Source organism: Flavobacterium sp., assembly GCF_044348915.1.
In the GTDB taxonomy this organism is placed as follows: Bacteria; Bacteroidota; Bacteroidia; order Flavobacteriales; family Flavobacteriaceae; genus Flavobacterium.
Map to the genome: position 1 here is coordinate 1 of NZ_JBIKRX010000055.1, position 20,947 is coordinate 20,947.

Below are 20,947 nucleotides of genomic sequence, written 5' to 3' on the forward strand. Positions count from 1 at the left end.
GAATTACACTTTTAGAAATCATCGAAGACAGGCACAACAATGGATCAATTATCGTTACCTCACAAATCCCAGTACAAGGCTGGTACGATATAATTGGCGAAAAAACCATAGCCGATGCAATTTTGGATAGACTCATACATCAATCACACAGAATCGAATTACTCGGAGAATCGATGCGGAAGAAAAAAAGTCTAAACAAGGTATAATTTATTGAGTATATTTGAGTATTAATTAACAGATGAAAAAAAGTAGTTTTTAATGAAAAATTGGGGTGGTCAATTTACTCCGAAATCAGGTGGTCATTTTGAATTGGAATCAGGTGCTCACTTTAAATTGGAATTAGGTGGTCAATATCACTGGAATTTGCACAGTAACAACACAGACGAAATTTTTCGTTTATACAAAATCGCTACCGATTTTCAAAAGACAAGATTTACCAACCATTGGCCAGAATTTGATAGAAAACTAATTGAAAATGAAATTTCAGAAAACAGACAATGGAAAATTGTTTCAGAAGGTAAAATTGCTTGTGTGTGGGCGACAACTTTTGATGATCCACAAATTTGGGAAGAGAAAAATGAAGACCCATCTGTTTACATTCACCGTATTGCAACAAATCCTGATTTTCGTGGACAAAATTTAGTGGGTAAAATTGTAGAATGGGCAAAAATTTATGCAATTGAAAATCAAAAACAATTCATCAGAATGGATACAGTTGGCGATAATTCAGGATTAATTAATCACTACACAAGATGTGGCTTTGAGTTTTTAGGTTTATTGAAACTTAAAAACACTGAAGGACTTCCAGCACATTATGACAACGCAACAGTAAGTTTATTTCAAATAACAATCAACGTTAAATGAAAATACAACGAACAGCCTATATCCATATGGAAATATGGAGGACAACAGAATTTTAATAAACGTTTATACTAAAAATTCGCCACATCGCCAAGCCGAAAAATATGAGTGGCAATTTTGCCAAAACAAACCGCAGAAATAACTTCAATAATATAAATGATAGCAACCGATAAATTATCTTTATTTTTCAGCAATGAATTTCCTTTTAATAAAGAGGGCTTAGAAGAGTTTGTAAATACATTTGTAATTAAATCTTACAAAAAAGGAGAAATCATTTTAAAAAACGGAAACACTGAAAACGAATTGCGTTTTTTAGACAAAGGCATTGTTCGTGAATATTATGCAACAAACGACAAAGAAAAAAACATCAATTTTTATACAGATGCAGGTTTCATAACAGACTTTTCTTCGTTTACCCATTCAACCGCTACAAAAAAATACCAAGAATGTTTGACTGATGTGGATTTGAGAGTTTTATCTAAAGAAATATTTTCGACTTTTACCAACCAATATAATTGTGGTAAGTTGTTTATTGAAACGATTTTCCAAAGAATAGTTGTCAATAAAGAAACTGAAGAATTTAACCATTTTGTAAATACTGCTGAAGAATTATATCTTGATATTATGAAGACAAAACCGGATTGGTTATTGCAAATTCCTCAGTATCATATTGCTTCTTATTTGGGAATTACGCCCGAAACTTTGAGCAGGATTAGAAAAAGAATGTAGCCTACAACAATTTTACATTGTTTGGATTCAATAAAAAAATATTCGTAGCCAATTCGTTTTGAATAGTGGTAGCATCATTATGTCCAGCATATATTGGCATATCGATTGCTTTATATCGGTCTATAAATAACAACAAACTGTTCTTCATATCCTCAGGATTTGAACCTGGCCAATCTATTCTCCCGATAGTTTCTTTAAAAATAAAATCGCCTGTCAACATTAATTCTCCAAAATCAAAAATGGTACAACCAATGCTATGCCCTGGATAAATACCTGTTTTGAAAATAAAGTTTTCTATTTGATAGGTTTTATTGTCTTCAATAATTCTTACTGGGATATCCAATATTGTCTCCTCTAGTCCAAAATGTTCGGAACCAATAAAACTAAGATTACGAACACGATCACTAAACAATTCTTTAGATTTCTCTGAAGCCCATACCTCTACTCTATATAAATCCATAAAATACTTAACACTAAAAATATGATCTTGATGCGCATGTGTTACCAATATACCTAATACTTTCAAGCCTAAAAAATCAATGTTCCTTTCGATTGCTTTAGGATCAAAACTGGGGTCAACAATTAGTGCGTTTTTATAACTATCAATTATTAAATAAGAATTTGTTGCAAAAATAGTATTTGATAGTACTTCAACTTTATAGTTCATCTCTTTGTAATTTTTATTAGTGCAAAAATAATGTTGAATAAATTTATAAGCATTGATTCAAATCAATTTCGTTTAAAACTTCTACATTTCATTTCTTGATTTCAATCAATGGAAAACATTTTTAGATTGATCAACTTTGCGCTTTCAATTTAAAAATAGAGAACAATGGAAGTATATCATTTGCGAAATGCCACTTTGGTAATAGAAACTATAGATAAAGTAATTTTAGTTGACCCAATGCTTGGAAAAAAAGGAACAGCAGGACCACCTTTTACACTTTTCCGCTTTAAACTACAACGAAATCCTATTGTAGATTTGCCAAGCAATGCAATGCATATCGTTGAAAAAACTACACATTGTCTATTAACACATTTGCATCCAGACCATTTGGACAAGGAAGCGGAGCATTTTCTTCGATCTAAACAAATTCCTGTTATATGTAGTAGAAAAGACGAAGCCACACTAAGAAAAAAAGGATTAAACGTTTCCCAAACGGTTGATTATTGGAAAGAAATGAGTTTTTTGGATGGGAAAATTCAAGGTATTCCAGCAGTTCACGGTTATGGATTTGTTGCAAAACCAATGGGAAATGTAATGGGCTTTTACATAGAATTACCAAATGAAAAATCTATTTATTTAAGTGCGGATACCATTTATACCGACGATGTACATAAAGTGCTAACGCAATTAAAACCTGAAGTTGCAGTTGTAGCTTGTGGAACGGCTCAATTGGATATTTTTCAGCCTTTATTAATGCGAATGGATGACATTTTAAAATTTGTAAAAAACGCACCAAACAAAGTAATCGCCAATCATTTAGAAGCTGTAAATCATTGTCCAACAACACGACAACAATTAAAAGCAGAAGTTTCAAAAATTGGACTTTCTGAAAAGGTTTTTATTCCAAATGATGGAGAAAGTAGAGTGTTTTGATAAGACTGCTATCAACTATGCATTGCCATTTTGGGCCATTTAATAAATTACATCGTCTACTCGCTCTTTCAGGCAGATATGTGGTTTTAGGGCTTGTAGTAAAGATTATTTTGTGCTTTTGAGAATCCGTGTTTTGTTGGGAGTTTTGTGGGTGTGTACCTCCTACTTCTTTGAGTGGTGAGACGTTGATGCTAATCTATTTGCTAAAGAGCTTAAAATAAATTAACTCTCAAAACAGATATGAATATTTTTGAATCTGGTAAAATAAAATCTATAGGAAAAGGAACCATACTCCTGCGACAAGGATAGATTTGTAAATTTGGTTGCAAAGTTATATCTGCCAATTCACATCATTTATTTGATTTTGTTTCAACGCTTAGTTCATATGAAAGAATTTGAGTTAATTTTAAAATTTTCAATAAAACTATAGTCTTTCTCTTTCTCTATATTTTGATGGAGAAATTCCCATAACCTTAGAAAAAATTCTACTGAAATATGCAGCATCATGAAATCCAAGTTTTATATAAATATCGCTAATTTTTATAGTTGACAACTCTAGGTATTGGCAGGCTTTTTCTATTTTCAATGAAATGAAATATTTTATTGGTGACTGTTTTGTTTCTTTTTGAAAAAGTGCTGAAAAATGTGATGGCGAAAAGTTAAAATGTTTTGCCAACAGTTCCAACGTAAGATTGCTCTCCACATTTTCACGCATATAATAAATAACTCTCTCACTAAAACGGTATTCTTTTAAACCTTTGTTTCTTATTTGTTGGTACTGATCTATATATCTGAAAGAAGCTAAAAAATGAAAAAGGCATAAAGATGCATAACAATAATGATCGCTATGAAAACTCAATTCTAAATTTTCATATATTTCCTCAAACAATTGAATACGGTCTTGCAGCCTTGAATTTTCCGTGCCTTGTATTTGTTGTGGGATAATTGGAAAATTAAAAAATGAAGAAGCCAACTTGCCTTTAAAATGAATCCAGTAAATTGTCCAGGGATTTGTAGTATTTGCACCAAAGCTATAAGGCTTATTGGGAGGGAGTATTATGTATTGATTTTCTGTGACCGAGTAAGTGTTTTCTCCAATTTTACACCAACCTTCGCCTGATGTACAATAAATAATAATGTAATAATCCACTCCATTATCCTTTTTGTTAAAATGATATTTGACCGCCGGGAAAAAGCCGATTTTTGTAATATATAAACTATTTGTCAAAGGATTAAGTTCGTTATTAAGCAATACTTCCGAGCTTATGGCAATCAATCTTTGGCCTTTAAATCCCTCTTTTAAATGTATCATGAAGTTAAATCTTTAAATTCGTAAGATAGTACAATAGAATCAAAACAAAGTTATATGTTTTTAATAAAAAATCGCAAGATATTTGTAAAAAATATAATTATTAACCTTTAAAATTTTAGATAATATTTTTTTTAAATAATAAAATTATTGTTTTCACATTCCACAATAAAAATAATAAAACAAATAAATTATTATCAAAGTATTCACATTTAAAATAATAGATTACTAAGAACAACACATAGAAAATGTTAAATTACAACAAAACCCCTTTCTTTCCAATTAGAGGAAAATTGTTTTCGGGATGGAATTCAATAATTGAAGAATTGAATACTAAAATTATTAAAAATGATTTCAATCGTTATATATTAACAATTGAGTGTTATCAGGGTGTCAATCACGATGAATTAAAAAGTAATTTAAGTCTTTTGAATCCAAATTTATTAATTCAATCTGATGAAGCTTTTTATTCTGAAGATAAAATTCGTGAAATAACATTCCCAGACGTAACAGATGATCCAATTTTCGGTTATTTGACTCGGTTTTCATACAATGAATTTTTGGATCCGGAAAAAGTGGAAACGCTACGTACCAAAATAAAAAATGCAACTGGATTGGTTATTGTTTATGGTCATGCTGCATCCATAATTGCAGAGGAATCAGATTGCCTTGTTTATGCTGATATGGCTCGCTGGGAAATACAGTTACGCCAGAGAAATCATCAGGTTTGTAATCTAGGGATTAACAACAGCGATGAATCGCCAAGTATACAATACAAACGTGCTTTTTTTGTAGACTGGCGGGTTTGCGATAAGTTAAAGCAAGAGTTGTTTGATAAAGCTGATTTTTGGTTAGATACAAATAAAGAAGATGAGCCTAAAATGATAAAAGCAGATACTTTGCTGAATGGTTTGACTGAAATTGTAAATTCTCCATTTCGTGTGGTTCCTTATTTTGACCCGGGTCCCTGGGGTGGGCAGTGGATGAAAGATATGTGCGAGTTAGATAAAACGAAACCAAACTTTGCTTGGGCATTCGACGGTGTGCCGGAAGAGAATAGCTTGCTCTTTGAAATTGAGGGTGAAATATTTGAAATTCCAAGTATTAATCTTGTTTTTTACAAGGCTAAAGAACTGTTGGGCGAACCGGTAGAATCGCGCTTTGGAAAAGAGTTTCCAATTCGTTTCGATTTTTTGGATACTATGGATGGTGGTAATTTGAGTTTACAGGTACATCCTACCACACAATATATCCGTGATACATTTGGAATGAGCTATACTCAGGACGAAAGCTATTATATTCTTGATGCAAAAGAAGACGCTACTGTTTATTTGGGAGTTAAAACTGGGATTAACAAGTGTGATATGATTGCGGATTTGCAAGAAGCACAGGACTCGGGTGGAACATTTGAAGCAGAAAAATATGTAAATATCTTTCCTGCTAAGAAGCACGATCATTTTCTTATTCCTAACGGAACTATTCATTGTTCAGGAAAAAACAGTATGGTACTTGAAATAAGTGCGACCCCATACATATTTACATTCAAATTGTACGATTGGGGTAGGCTCGGAATGAATGGAGAACCACGTGCAATAAACATTGAACATGGATCAAAAGTAATTCAGTGGGATAGAAATACAGAATATTGTTTAGAAAACTTAGTAGGTCAAGAAGAACTTGTGGCTCAAGGTGATGGATGGCGTGAAGAAAGAACTGGATTACACAAAAACGAATTTATAGAAACCCGCCGCCATTGGTTTTCCAAAAAAGTAACTCATCATACGGGGGATAGTGTAAATGTGCTTAATCTGATAGAGGGAGCAGAAGCGATTGTTGAAAGTCCAACGAAGAAATTTAATCCTTTTATTGTTCGTTATGCCGAAACGTTTATTGTACCAGCAGCAGTTGGAGAATATTGTATAAGTCCTTTTGGAAAGAGTGAAGGAAAAGAATGTGGAACGATTAAAGCTTATGTCAGACATAAAGCATAAAATTCATAAAAATAAATAAAAAAAAATCATGAAAAAGAAATTTATATTTTTAATTGTGTTGTATCAAATATCAGCATATATGAACATATATGCGCAGGCCATTCAAATAAATGGAACAGTCACGGAGAAAAACGGAAATCCTTTGCCTGGTGTATCAGTTAATCAGAAAGGAACAAACAACGGTTCAATAACTGACCAAAATGGTAAGTACTCACTTGCGGTATCTAGTCTAAAAGGTACAGTAGTTTTCTCATTTATAGGTTTTGAAAAAGCTGAGCTGCCTATTAATAAAAAAACTATAAATGCAGTTCTTCAAGAATCTGTACAAACATTATCTGAAGTAGTTGTTGTTGGCTATGGAACTACTAAAAGAGTAGATATTACAGGTGCCGTATCAAGTGTAAAATCAGATGCAGCTGAAGGTCGTGTTGTTTTTTCAATAGGTGATATTTTAAAAGGGAAAGTCAGTGGAGTCCGTGTGAGTTCATCAGATGGAGCTCCCGGTTCAGGGCAATCTATAAATATACGGGGTACAACTTCTCTAAGTGGCGATAGTAATCCATTGTATGTTATTGATGGTTTTTTGTCAGACAACATGTCTAATGTAAGTCCAGGTGATATTGAAACTATCGATATTTTAAAAGATGCTTCCTCTACAGCAATTTACGGATCAAGAGGTGCTAACGGAGTTATTTTAATTACTACAAAGAAAGGGAAAAAAAATCAACCTAAAATAAATTTTTACGCTTTAGGTGGAGTGCAAACAGCCACTAATTTACTTGACATGATGAATAGTGAAGAGTTTATTGATAAAAATTACTTCTTTTCATTAACATATGTTCCAAAAGCAAAATGGAAGCCAACTTCTTTTAAACCAGCGGCATACAATTTTTATCAAGATACGGAAGGAAATTATTATGTTATTTCGAAAAAAGCTGCTTATTCAGATTATTTTAATGGGGAAAGACAAATTGAATATAATACAGATTGGCAAAATGAAATGATGCGAGATGCTGCAATTCGTGACTATAGAATTGACATTAGTGGCGGTGGTGATAAAAACACATATGCAGTTATGTTGGGCTACAAGTATCAAGAAGGCATAATGATAAAAACAGATTATAAAAATTATTCAGCTCGTGCAAATTTTTCTCAGGAACTTTTAAGCAATTTGAATTTCAGACTAAACTCATCTATAGACAGAAATTTCAGGTCAGGTTTTGCAAATGGCACTGAAGGTGTTATATACAATACCCTCACTCAAGCACCAATCAGGCCTTCAAATTTCAGTCAGAATGACTTACTACCAGGAGAATCGTCAGCATCTCTATCTGTTGTGAATCCTGTATCGCAAGCTAATTTAATAACAAACAATATGAATAACTATTCATTTCTGACAAATGGTAGTTTGGATTACAATACTGGAAAATTTACAATAAGATTAACTGGAGGTTATTTCTTATTTGCTCAAACTGATGAACAGTATTATCCAAGTACTGTAGCTCAAGGATTGCCCTTTGGTGGTAGAGCATACATTGGTAACAGTAGTTCGGAACGATTAAATAATGAAAATACGATTACTTATTCTAATACATTTAACAATATTCATAAAGTAAACTTTCTTGTTGGTAATTCAGTTGAGCAAGTCAACTCTAAATGGCTTAATACTGAGAACAGAGGATTTGTATTAGAAGATTTAGGAATTTATGGTATAAGTCAAGGAACAAATCCACAGATACCAAATTCTACTATAATTAAACAAACAAATACTTCATTTTTTTCAAGGATAAATTATGATGTTGCTGATAAATATCTATTTAAATTTACCATGAGAGGAGATGGTGCATCCCGATTTGCAGCAAATAATAAATGGGGTTATTTCCCATCAGCTGCTGCTGCTTGGAAAATTTCACAAGAAGATTTCGTGAAAAATCTGAACATTTTTTCAAACCTCAAATTAAGATCTAGTTGGGGAATTAGTGGAAAACAATCTATTCCATCCTACCAATCACTCCCTACTGTTGGCACATGGAACGTAAGTATTGATGGAACATCTAACAGCCTGATTAGTTATTTTACCCGCATTGCAAATGAAAATTTAACATGGGAAAAAACTGAAGAATACAATATTGGGCTTGATGTAGGTCTATGGAAAGATAGGCTAAGCTTTAGTGTAGATGTTTACAATAGGTTAACAAGAGATTTATTATACTATGTGCCAATTCCTTCTTATACCGGATTTGACAATGCTCTTAAAAACACTGGAAAAATAGAAAATGAAGGAATAGAATTTAGCATAAATGCAAATCCTATAAAAACCAAAGATTTTAATTGGAATTTTAATTTTAATATAAGTCATAATGCTTCTAAAGTTTTAAAACTCGGTGATCAAAATTGGCAAGCAGTAGATGTTGGCTATTTAGGTGTTGGTCAAGGATATTTGCAAGAAGGATTACCAATTGGAAATTGGTATGGGTATAAAACGAATGGAATTTGGCAATCGCAGGCAGAAATCGACCAAGCTATAAAAGAAAAGAAATTGTTAGCTTCTGAAGGTATAAAACCTGGATATGTAAAATATGTTGACCTCAATAATGATGGTAAAAAAACTGCTGAGGACAGACAAATATTAGGAAATGGACAACCTCGTCTAACGGGTGGATTCTCAAATAATATTTCTTATAAAGGAATTTCTTTAGATTTTACATTGCAATATTCAGTAGGAAACAAAATCTACAATGCAAACAGATATAGACTTGAAAGTGGCTTTAGCTTTGATAATGCATTTGCTGAAACAGCTGACAGATGGAGACCAACGCTTTACAATTATGACCCTATAACAAAACAAACGGGCGATTTATTTATGGAAGGTAACTCTAGCAATCGATACCCCATTGCTATACAAGGTAAGAATGTTGATGAAGCTCCTATTGATTTATGGATTGAGGATGGTTCGTTTCTGAGATTAGCAGATGTAACATTTTCATACTCTTTACCAAAAAAAATTATTTCAAAAATGAATATGTCTAACCTTAAATTTTTTATTACCGGAAGCAACTTATTTATTTTAACAAAATACACGGGTTATGATCCAGAAGTAAATAACTCACAAGGTGCAGCTTCATTTTTAATGCCAGGTCTCGATTATTTCTCCTATCCTCGTGCGAGAACTATTTCCGCTGGAATTAATTTAACTCTTTAAAAATTATAAAAAATGAAAAATACAAGACCAATATATTTATCCTTCATCTTATCAATTTTATTTTTAGTGTCATGTGAGGATTTTTTAACCGAAAAACCATTGGATTTTCGAACAACAAATAATTTTTATGTAGATCAGGCAAGTCTCGATACAGGTCTTCTTGGAATTTATGAGAGATATTTCACATTATATAAAGCTTATGAACCATTTATTGGGGAATTAGGTACTGATGAAAGTGTAGCTCAGTATTATATGGAAGTGTTTAACCAATTCTATAAATATAAGATTACGGCAAATCATAATGTAATATCCAACTGGTACAATTATCATTATCAAATGATTGCAAGAGCTAACACAATAATAAACAGAGCACATAAAGTGCCAAATGTTTCAGAAAAGTATGCAAACACTGTTGTGGGTGAAGCAAAGGCATTAAGGGCTTGGGCATATTTCAGGTTGGCGCAATCATTGGGACCAGTTCCTTTAATTCTTGATGAAACCACCTCTGCGGATAATAATGTACCTAGAAGTCCATTAAAGGATGTGTATGCCGCTATCGTTTCAGACCTAGAATATGCAAGTCAAGACGGCATTCTTAATGCTTCAAAGTATCCAAATCAACCCGGAAGAATAACTCAGATTGCTGCCAAAGCAATGCTTGGAAAAGTTTATTTAACGATGGCATCTTCAAAAGAAGCAGGCGTAATTGATAAATTAATGAATAAAATTAATAAACCTGGCTATGGTTATGGTGGAATTACTGAAACTTCACAAGAATTATATATCAAGTCAGAACAAATCCTGGGCACTATAATTGGAAAAGCAAATCTTGAAAAAAAATATGGAGATGTTTTTTTAGTTGAGAAAAAGAACAATATATCAGAAAATTTATGGGAGCTTCAATTTGCCCCTTTAGCTCCATCAGGATCTTATTGGCTAAAAGTTTATGGTGTTATGAGTTACCCATTTCAATTTGAAAGGGACATGTACACAAACGGTTCTGGAGTTTGTCAAATTCACTATACAACTGATATGTGGGAATCATACAAAAATGGAGACACAAGAAGAGATTGGAATTTAGTGACTTACTATCTGGATTATAATCAAAAACCCGCCCCTATGAAACAATTTTTCGATCCACTTGAAGGTAGAACTGATGGTATTGTTCAGTCCTGGATGGGAATTACGAAATACAGATTTAATAATGGGGAATTAAAGGAAAAGATTCCTTATACTGATTGGGCAAATTTACCAATGAATTTTGCAGTTTTACGTTATTCGGATGTATTGTTGATGTATGCAGAGGCAAACCTGAAAGCTAATGGTGGAAATGCAACACAGTCAGGTGTAGATGCCATTAATCTGGTTCGAAACAGAGCCAGAGGTATAGATAACAAAGGAAATGCTATAAATGAAAGTGATACTCCTGAATTCAAAAATTACACAACAGCAACTCTTACATTTGAAAAAATTATTGAAGAAAGGAAACTTGAACTTTGCTTTGAAAGTATTCGTTGGTTCGACTTAGTAAGAACCGGCATGTTAATTCAAAAATATTTAGAGCCGAAAGTTGCAGGAGATTATGCACAAGGGTTAATAAATGAAGATAAATATTTATTTCCATTACCTCAAGCTCAAGTAGATAGATCTTCAAACAAAGATGGCTTTTTCCAAAACCCGGGTTATTAAAAAACAAGTTAAATATAAATAAAAACAAAAATCAATTATTAACAACAAAAAATCAATTATTAACAACAAAAAATCAATTATTATGAAAAAAACTATTTTAACATTAGTATGCATGTTCTTTGTAACTTCAATTTTTGCAAAGACATGGATTGTAAGAACAACAGCAGGGCCAGGAGTGGATTTCACTTCAATTAAAAGTGCAATAGACGACCCATCAGTTGTGGATGGAGACATTTTAGATGTAATGGGTGATTTTGCTACTGAGCAAATAACACTTTCAAAAGAGATTACTATTAAGGGGAATGGCCGTGTAAATACAATAATCAGATCGGCAGGCACAAACCGTATATTTGTGAGCTACAATAACCTGAAGAAATTCACAATTCAGGATTTAACAATTCAGGGTGGAGCTCAATCAACTGAACCCGGAGCTGGCTTTTTTGTATATTTGGCACCTGAATGTACTTTCGACAATGTTCTCTTTAAAGACATCAATACCACTAGTAATGGTGGAGCTATTCTCATACAAAACACATTAAAATTTACTATTAAGAACTGTGAATTTGTCAATAATAAAGCAAGAGTAGGTGGTTCCATATTCTTTACAAATATTGGTGGGGTTGGATTGATTGAAAACAGCACCTTTGAACGCAATGGAGCTTCTAATAGTGGTTGGGGTGATGCTATTATTTTGGATAACGGTAGTGCTGTTGGAGATGAATTAAAAATTCAGAATTGTACTTTCTTTAAAAATGGCATAGATAACGTTGGCGGCTTTGGAGGAGCTATCGCTATTAATTATGGAAATATCAAATTAAGTATAGTGAATAACACTTTTGCATCCAACAAAGAAAATGATAATGTAGGGACTTTATTTTTAATCCCTAATAGTGGTTGGCCAAACCAACTTAACTATATTGGAAACTTATTTTATGAAAGTCGTGGTATTATTATTCCTGATGGTTATCCAAAACCTGCTAAAGTAGCATACAATCTTTCTACAAATTCTATTAACGTACAGGAAGGAATTGCCCATATTGACTATGATCCTACAACTAATATTGGTAGTTGTGTTGCTGGAACTGATTTAAAAGTAGAATTAAATGCCGGAGTGCCTTTACTAAAAGACAACGGTGGAAAAGTAAGAACAATTAAATTACTTGGAACTACTTATGAAGATAATCTAGCTATAGAGTTCATTGCAGAACCTATTGGAACTACATATGATGCAAGAGGAGCTGTACGCAAAACAGCTGGATTTCAGGATTGTGGTGCATACGAAGTAGGAGCTTCATTAGGCAACAAACAATTTAAAACTACTAAACTTACTGTTGGATTTAATTCCTCTACTTCTAGTCTTATATTTTCTGAAAAAATTAGTGGACATATTCAAATTTATGATTTGACAGGCAGATCATTAATAAACATTCCTGCATTTAATGCAAATACACTTAATGTTTCAGAATTATCGAATGGAATATATCTATTAAGGGTAAAAGATAATAATGGCGCAATTAATTCTGCTAAAATTATTGTTCAAAAATAAAACCAAATCACATCACGCTACATATGAGTATGTGGCGTGATAATTTTATCTATTGAATTTAAATTATAAAAAAAATGAAAGTCACAAAAACTATAATTTTAATTTCATTGATATTATGTGCAAAATCATTTGCTCAGACTTCGTCTGTGACAAGTATTAATTATCTGCCTAAAACTCCGGCATATTCGGAAAATGTTTCATCTTTTAGTTATGAAGGTGTTTCTCAGGGTGTAAGATTGGCCGCAGTATCATTACAAGGATTAGTTAACAGGGATACTGCTAGAATCTATTTAAACGAGAGAAATTCTAGTTGGCTTTTAGATTTTTACAAGCAGCAAGGCATAGTAAAAAAGGATTCAGTTTATACAAATATTTATACCTTACTTAAAAGTTTTAAACAGTATTTTAAAGGAGCTGTTGTTATAGATCCAACAAAAGGTTTTACTGTAAATTTAGCGAGCAATATTGCAGGCGTTGAAGATCGTGTTATAATAACACCTGATATGCTTACCTTATTCAAACGGCATTTAGGTTCGACGATTGATATTAAAGACTTAAGAACTTATAACTTCACAGATGAATTATCTGCATACACATGGTATGAGCAAAATATACTTCCTTTGCAACCTAAAACTGTGCTATCAGTAGCAGATCATTATTTTATGCACGATGTATATCGTGATTATTTAATTCAGCACAAAATACCAACTTTTTGGTTGCCAGGGCCTAAAGATGTAGACTATAATCTAGCTCTTCAAAATAAAATTATTAATTTAATGAATTCAACACCTCCAAACATACCTGTTTTAGGGTTTTGGCCTGGCGTTGATGATAGTGGGAATGCTACCGGTTATGAAGAATATGCAGGTGTTAAACTTGCGGGGAGATATGGTAAGTTCACATTGGTAAACACTTGGGTAGGAAATTATAGTTTTCATTCGGCTATTAACGGTCAACAAACTACATATAAACAAGTTAAGGCAAGAGAAAAGACATTCAGAACTTATAATCCTACAAAAAAGTACGTTGCGCTAGTAATGACTGAAAGTGGTGATTCTCCTGCTTATTTACAATATGGGTTAAATCAACGTCAATGGAGTGATCCGTTTAGAGGACAAGTCCCTATTAGTTATGGTATTACACCATCAATTCGATTCTTGTTACCAGGGTTAACTAAATATTTATATGATACGGCAACAGAAAATGATTTCTTCTTTTGCTCAATTTCTGGAGCAGGATATTGTTACCCTTTTGAAGGATATTGTGATTCGACTGCTGATCCTGCAAAAAACAAGAGAGATTATTTTAACATGACTGCTGAGAATATGAGTATTCTTGATCTTGACATGTTAGGCATATACACACACCCAGGTTCTAAATGGTCGTTATCTGACAGAGATTTAGCCAAAACTTATATTGAGCCAATGAAAGGATTAAAATCAATTATTTCTGGTATGCATCGTGTTGGTTATACAGGTGCAAATGGTAATGAAATTCTTGACAGTAATGTTACAGTGCATCATACTTTGACATTTTGGCCTCCGATTGATTATGCATGGGACGATACAACAAAAGATCAATCAGCTGTTAATTTTCTGGAAAACGAAATAAAAACATACGGAGCAGGAGGTAATTTCATTCAGGCTATGTTCTATAGCTGGATTTATGGCCCACGAAGACTGAAACAGCTAAAGGACAAAATGGAACCTCAGGGATATGAATTTGTAACACTCAACGAATTTGATTATTTGTGTCGTGTTGCTAATAACTGGAAGCAAATTAACACTACATTAGGAGTTGAATCCTTTAAAAATGATGAAATTTTAAATTGTTTTCCGAATCCAAGCACGGGAACTATTTTTTTTTCGAAACCATTAAACGGTGAAGTAAATTGCTACAACATAGCTGGCAAACTCGTGAAAAGCTTTAATGGGCAAAATATCGAAAAAATTGATTTAAAATCCTGTGGAAAAGGAATTTATTTTGTAAAAACACCTAACAATCTTACTTTTAAAATTATTATCCTGTAATTATGTATCAATTTGATAAACGTATTGTCATGACATTGGATGCTGGGGGAACAAACTTTGTTTTCTCAGCTATACAAGCAAATCAGCTAGTGGTATCTCCCATTAGCTTGCCGTCTAATGCTGACAACTTAGATAAATGTCTGGAAACATTTATTTTCGGATTCACCACAGTTATTAATGAATTGTCTGAAGCTCCTGTTGCAATTAGTTTTGCATTTCCTGGTCCGGCAGATTATGTAAATGGAGTTATTGGAGATTTGCCAAATCTGAAAGCTTTCAGGGGAGGTATTGCTTTAGGTCCTTTTCTTGAAAATAAATTCAATATCCCTGTTTTTATAAATAACGATGGAGATCTTTTTGCATATGGTGAAGCAATTGCCGGTGTACTTCCTGAAATAAATCAGAAATTCTCCGATTCAGGAAGCCCTAGAAGGTATAAGAATTTACTTGGTGTAACTTTTGGAACTGGTTTTGGTGGTGGTATAGTAATAAATGGCAACCTTCATATAGGTGATAATGGTTCAGGTGGAGATTTATGGATGTTTAGACATAAAAAATTTAGAGATTGCATTACCGAAGAAAGTGTTGGAATTTCCGCATTAAAAAGAATGTATGCCGAATTTTCAGGTGATTTTCAATCTGACTTAACGCCAAAAGATATATTTGATATAGCCGAAGAAGTAAAAAAAGGTAATAAAGATGCGGCTTTACGGACATTTGCTGAAATGGGTGAAGAAGCAGGAGATACCATTGCACATGCAGTATCATTAGTTGACGGACTGGTAGTTATAGGAGGAGGATTGATGGGTGCAGCTAAGTATTTTATGCCATCGCTTATGAATGAGTTAAATGGCAACATAAGAAAATTAAATGGCGAGTCATTTCCAAGACTTGAAATGACAGCTTATAATTTGGTTGTAGAAAATGACCTAAATTTATTTCTTAAAGGAAGTTCGACGTTTGTCAATGTTCTCGGTTCTGACAAAAAGGTAAATTATAACTCAGAAAAGCGAATTGGCATAGCTATTTCTAAACTAGGAACATCAAAAGCTATAGCATTAGGCGCTTATGCATTTGCTCTTCACGCACTAGATTTAAATGAGTAGAAAAAATATTCATTAACAGATTGGAAATTAAAATAAAAACACACTAACAAATAAAGGAATGAAAAGAATATATCTACAAGTATTAATTTGGTTATTTTGCGTACAGGGTTATAGTGGCAATAAGAATTTAAAAGTAATCTGGTCTATAGGAAAAGCTGATAAATCGGCTTCAGAATTTGCACTATTTCCGAACGGATATAAGAAATTTATCGAAAATGATTTTGGCTACGAAGATAAATTTTATTTAATCGGACATTCAAACGAAAAAAAAGATTTCCCATATGTATTACCTGGCCCTGCTGACACATGGGGTGGAACATGGCCAACTTCAGGCTGGCGCACCAATCAGGTAAACATACTCTTTGGAATTGATAAAATAGACAATAAAAAAAATTATAAACTGATTGTAAAACTTACAGATTATGCAAAAAAGTTTTTGCCTCTTGTGAAAATTTCTATCAACAATCAGGATTATAAAATTCAACTCAAAGCAAACGGATATGACGTTTTATCACAACCCTATCCTCGTCAAGATGAACCAGATATTGATACTGCATCCTTAGTTGGTAATTTAACAAATGCAACTAACGAAACCATTGAAATACCTATTGATAAGACCACATTGAAAACGGGAGGTAATAGTGTGACAATTACAGTATTAGAAGGTTCCTGGATATTATTTGATCAGATTAAACTTGAAGGAGATTCATCGATTAAGCTAAAGAAAACTAGTTCTGCCTTCGTACGTAACGTTGCGGCAGCAAATTACGAGCTAAATGATAACAGCAAAAGAGTACAACCACTTTTGGTAAGCGTGGAGCATTTAAGTAATTTGCCTATACTAAGTGTACTATTAGATGGAAAGATTATTTTTAATGAAAAAATGGAAAAAGGGCATTATGAATTTGAAGCACCAATGCCGGCAGTGGAGAAAACAATCAAAAGTAAATACGAGGTATTAATTGATGGAAAACTAGTTGATAGTGGCGTTGTCCTACGGACAAAAAAAACATTACAAACATTAGCCGATTATGTGGATACCCGTATTGGAACCGCTCACTCTCGCTGGATGATTGCTCCCGGTCCGTGGATGCCATTTAGTATGGTGAAAATGAGTCCTGATAATCAAAATTCAGGATGGCAAGCCGGTTATCAGCCATCGTACGAAAGCGTCGGAACTTTCAGCCATATTCACGAATGGACATTAGGTGGTTTGGGAATTTTTGCAACAAATGGACCTTTAAAAACCAAAATTGGAGACGAACTTAAACCAAACTCCGGATATCGTTCAAGTATAGACAAAAGAAGTGAAGAAGCACCTATAGGCTATTACAAAGTGCAACTTAAAGACTATGACATTAAAGCTGAAGTTACAGCTACTACTCGTTGCGGTTTCGAACGTTTTACATTTCCGTCCAAAAGTGATAGTTCACGAGTTTTGATAGACTTACACATTCCTTCAGAATATGATTATCAATTGAAAGACATCTACCTAAAAAAGATAAATGATTATAAAATTGAAGGTTATGCCCATGAGTTTGCAGCACAGGTTTGGAGTAATGATGCCGAACAGGATTACACCGTACATTTTGTAATAGAATTTGATAAACCAATTAAAAATATGGGTGGGTGGATCAATGATAATGTCCAGTATGGGAATGAATTCAAAGCAAAAGATATTCAGAATGCGGGGCTTTTTATAGAGTTCGATACTGAAAAATATCCGGTTGTTCAAGTTCGTTCAGGTATTTCGTTGGTTAGTATTGCTAATGCTGAATTGAATTTAGAGTCGGAAATTAGCACCCCTTTTGGCTGGAATTTTGATGCCATCAGACAAAATCAATTAAGTGTATGGAACGACATCTTTAATCGGGTGAAAGTAACTACTACTAACCGCACCGAAAAGGTTCGCTTTTACAATTCAATGTATCGTTCTATTTGCAGTCGCAATACTTGGAGCGACCTAAATGGCGAGTGGCGTGGAACAGATGGTAAGATTCAAAAATTAAAAAATGCTGACGATGTTGCACTAGGTTGCGATGCCTTTTGGAATTCGTTTTGGAATCTGAATCAAATGTGGAATTTAGTTACACCCGAATGGAGCAACCGATGGGTTAACTCACAGTTGGCTATGTATGACGCTTATGGATGGCTGGCCAAAGGTCCGGCAGGAATGAACTACATACCAGTAATGGTTGCCGAGCATGAAATTCCAATGATTGTAGGGGCCTATCAAATGGGAATTCGCGGTTTTGACGCAAATAAAGCACTTGAGGCAGCTGTAAAAATGCAAACAACTCCAGCACAAAAAGTTTTTACCGGATTTGCAGGAAATAGAGATTTAGTTGAATATATGAAACACAAATATGTTCCTTCAGATAAAGGTCGTTTTTCAAACTCTATGGAGTATTCTTATGATGATTGGACTGTTGGTCAATTTGCTAAATCACTAGGAAGAACTGACATATACAATACATTTAATGATCGTGGATATTGGTGGAAAAACACAATTGATAGTGCAGGTTATTGCCATATGAAATTGAGTAATGGTGAATGGGTGGAAAATTTCGATGCATTTCGTACAGGTGCAAATGAACAATATGTTGAAGCTAATGCATGGCAAATGACTTTTTTTGTTCCTCAGGATGTTCCTGCATTGGCAAATCTTATTGGTAAACAAAAATTTATAGACAGATTGGAATGGGGTTTTGAACAAAGTGCTCCTTGGCGTTATAATGGTATGAACGATCAATATTGGGATTACCCTGTAATGCAAGGCAACCAGCAATCCATGCACTTTGCTTACATGTTTAACTGGGTTGGCAAACCGTGGTCTACTCAAAAATGGAGCCGTTCGATACTGGAACGTTACTATGGTGCTGGAATTGCAAATGCATACCTAGGCGACGAAGACCAGGGACAGATGAGTGCTTGGTTGGTTATGACAGCAATAGGGTTGTTTCAAACAGATGGTGGATGTAATGAAAATCCAGTATATGAAATCGGAAGTCCGTTGTTTCAAAAGGTTGAAATTGATCTCGGACATAGGTTTGGACGTGGAGGTAAGTTCACTATCGAGGCTCATAATAGCTCACGAAATAACATCTACGTTCAAAGTGCTATATTAAATGGTAAAAAGCTTGATTCGTGCATATTCCCCGCCAGTGAACTTCTGAAAGGTGGAGAACTGATTCTTGTAATGGGAGAAACACCAAATAAACTTTGGGGTTTAATTAATGTTAATCAGTAATCACATTTATTATTTATTAATTTACAAGTACAAAAACGTGAAAAAAACACAATTAGTTTTCCTCCTTATTTTAGGAGTGCTTTGGGGATGTTCACAGCAAGAACAAGAATTAGACTTAAAATCAGTCAATAAAAAAAACGTTAATCAGAAAGTCGGTGACCCCACTAACGAGAATGTTTTAGCAAAATCGTTATTGTATACTCAGTGGGAAACTGTTCCATCCATAATGAGTAGAAATTATGGAGAATTGAGGAATGCCGTAGTGTATCATTTGGACAACAAATGTAACGAATCAGTAACCTATTTAGGTAGTTTGAGCGACTACGATTTAGTTTGGCGAGGAGCCTTAACTTATAAGTTCCTATTGGATGCGGGCATACGTACTTCGGCAGAATTACTTAACATGTCGCTTGGCGACTACCTTAATTGCATTATTGTTGAAAACAACCTGCATACAAGTTATAGTATTGCTCAACTACAAGGTTTTTCAGTACAAAAAAATCTTAATATCGCCTACAATTGGTGGTTTTATCAGAATACATCAATTAAAAACAAGATTGATAAATTGAACAATGTTTCAAATTCGAGCCCAATTTTTGATATAAAAGAGAATCGAAATCTGTCGATGCAATGTTTAAAGATTATAAAAGCAAACGAGACTTATACCTATCTAGGTGTCTATCATAATACTGTTGGTGCTAATCATTACAAATTATATCTTGCGGGAAGCAATGATCTTCAAAATTGGACATTTATTTCAGATTTGGGTGACCGTTCACACCAGGGTGATATTAAAAAATGGGGTAATGGCTATGTGCTTGCAAACGAGCAGGATCCTGTGTTTGGGTCTAATAATATTCGTGTTCGATATTACAGTTCATATGCAAATTTGATAGCAAACAATGCATCAAATGATAAGTCAATTACCCGTAATTTCTCTACAACCGCCGAAGGGACTCCAGATATTCGTGTTATTGAGGGTTCAACACCCTCTGATTCACACATTGTAATTGGATTCCATTATTTTGAAAATGGCGTAAGAGATCAACAAGCCATTGGAATTCTTTACCATTTCACAAGTTGGAGAGCTTGGAAAGATGAAATTTCAAACACGAACATACAATCAATGGGATATAATGGTAACATTGGAGGCCGATCCTCGTTCTCTCATTCTGGTGATTTCGTATTTCAAGAAGCTCAACAGACTTCTAACGATTGGAGTAGTTGGAGATTACTACTCGGTAATGGTGCATTTTACTATTCACTTAATATGGTGACGCCTTTAGGGTCAATTTCCTATGCAAATCCTGGAATTGGGTCAATAGGAAATAATCAATTTGTCGTAACCAGTTTTATGCCGACCGAAGGTAATCAAAACGGAGAAATAGGTGAATTGAAATATAATGTTCAATTTTGATAATGTTACAATCAGTAATAAATCTTACAATAACTTCTCACATTTTTATGTGAGAAGTTATTAAAAAACATTTCATTTTAAATATAACACTTATAGGTATAGGCGTTTAGGCCGCCCAAAAACGAAAATAGTATTACCTTTGTCAAATGAGTACAAGGGAGAAATTTATAGGTGTGAATTCAATAACATTTAACAAGCGATTTAAGGAAGATGCAGA

14 protein-coding genes are annotated in these 20,947 nt (G+C 33.7%); 12 read left to right on the forward strand and 2 right to left on the reverse strand.

Annotation, left to right across the window (positions count from 1 at the left end; genetic code table 11):
• The 3 genes from ACIQ1E_RS09940 to ACIQ1E_RS09950 all read left to right on the forward strand — a co-directional run.
• The coding region (locus ACIQ1E_RS09940; protein ID WP_396171053.1) for an ATP-binding protein at positions 1–206 on the forward strand (206 nt) is incomplete at its 5' end.
• 52 nt (positions 207–258) lie between these two features.
• Complete coding sequence (locus ACIQ1E_RS09945; RefSeq protein ID WP_396171055.1) at positions 259–864, forward strand: GNAT family N-acetyltransferase; 606 nt, start codon at positions 259–261, stop codon at positions 862–864.
• Between the two features lie 153 nt (positions 865–1,017).
• Positions 1,018–1,590, forward strand: a complete 573-nt coding sequence (locus ACIQ1E_RS09950; RefSeq protein WP_396171057.1) for a Crp/Fnr family transcriptional regulator — start codon at positions 1,018–1,020, stop codon at positions 1,588–1,590.
• 1 nt (position 1,591) lies between these two features.
• Here the strand turns inward: ACIQ1E_RS09950 and ACIQ1E_RS09955 are convergent, their stop codons facing one another.
• Positions 1,592–2,257: an MBL fold metallo-hydrolase gene (locus ACIQ1E_RS09955; protein WP_396171059.1), complete on the reverse strand. Its 666-nt coding sequence runs from the start codon at positions 2,255–2,257 to the stop codon at positions 1,592–1,594.
• A 165-nt stretch (positions 2,258–2,422) separates the two neighbouring features.
• Here ACIQ1E_RS09955 and ACIQ1E_RS09960 point away from each other — a divergent pair, with 165 nt between their 5' ends.
• Entirely contained in the window at positions 2,423–3,190 is a 768-nt protein-coding gene (locus tag ACIQ1E_RS09960) for an MBL fold metallo-hydrolase (RefSeq protein ID WP_396171061.1), read from the forward strand.
• A 424-nt stretch (positions 3,191–3,614) separates the two neighbouring features.
• Here the strand turns inward: ACIQ1E_RS09960 and ACIQ1E_RS09965 are convergent, their stop codons facing one another.
• Positions 3,615–4,502, reverse strand: a complete 888-nt coding sequence (locus ACIQ1E_RS09965) for a helix-turn-helix domain-containing protein (RefSeq protein WP_396171063.1) — start codon at positions 4,500–4,502, stop codon at positions 3,615–3,617.
• Between the two features lie 245 nt (positions 4,503–4,747).
• Between ACIQ1E_RS09965 and ACIQ1E_RS09970 the strand changes: the two genes are divergently transcribed.
• From ACIQ1E_RS09970 to ACIQ1E_RS10005, 8 genes are all read left to right on the forward strand, one after another.
• Positions 4,748–6,490: a class I mannose-6-phosphate isomerase gene (locus ACIQ1E_RS09970; protein ID WP_396171065.1), complete on the forward strand. Its 1,743-nt coding sequence runs from the start codon at positions 4,748–4,750 to the stop codon at positions 6,488–6,490.
• Positions 6,491–6,518: 28 nt separating this feature from the next.
• Positions 6,519–9,692, forward strand: coding sequence for a SusC/RagA family TonB-linked outer membrane protein (locus ACIQ1E_RS09975; protein WP_396171067.1), 3,174 nt, complete (start codon positions 6,519–6,521; stop codon positions 9,690–9,692).
• A 12-nt stretch (positions 9,693–9,704) separates the two neighbouring features.
• Entirely contained in the window at positions 9,705–11,381 is a 1,677-nt protein-coding gene (locus ACIQ1E_RS09980; RefSeq protein WP_396171069.1) for a RagB/SusD family nutrient uptake outer membrane protein, read from the forward strand.
• A gap of 82 nt (positions 11,382–11,463) precedes the next feature.
• The gene (locus ACIQ1E_RS09985; protein ID WP_396171071.1) at positions 11,464–12,927 is read left to right on the forward strand and encodes a T9SS type A sorting domain-containing protein; all 1,464 of its coding nucleotides are present in this window, start codon (positions 11,464–11,466) and stop codon (positions 12,925–12,927) included.
• Between the two features lie 74 nt (positions 12,928–13,001).
• Positions 13,002–14,957, forward strand: coding sequence for a GxGYxYP domain-containing protein (locus ACIQ1E_RS09990; protein ID WP_396171073.1), 1,956 nt, complete (start codon positions 13,002–13,004; stop codon positions 14,955–14,957).
• A 2-nt stretch (positions 14,958–14,959) separates the two neighbouring features.
• The gene (locus tag ACIQ1E_RS09995) at positions 14,960–16,063 is read left to right on the forward strand and encodes an ROK family protein (protein ID WP_396171075.1); all 1,104 of its coding nucleotides are present in this window, start codon (positions 14,960–14,962) and stop codon (positions 16,061–16,063) included.
• 58 nt (positions 16,064–16,121) lie between these two features.
• Positions 16,122–19,313 carry a GH92 family glycosyl hydrolase gene (locus ACIQ1E_RS10000; protein WP_396171077.1) on the forward strand — a complete coding sequence of 1,064 codons (3,192 nt, stop codon included), beginning with the start codon at positions 16,122–16,124 and terminating at the stop codon, positions 19,311–19,313.
• A gap of 37 nt (positions 19,314–19,350) precedes the next feature.
• Positions 19,351–20,730, forward strand: coding sequence for a hypothetical protein (locus ACIQ1E_RS10005; RefSeq protein ID WP_396171078.1), 1,380 nt, complete (start codon positions 19,351–19,353; stop codon positions 20,728–20,730).
• The last annotated feature ends 217 nt before the right edge of the window (positions 20,731–20,947 follow it).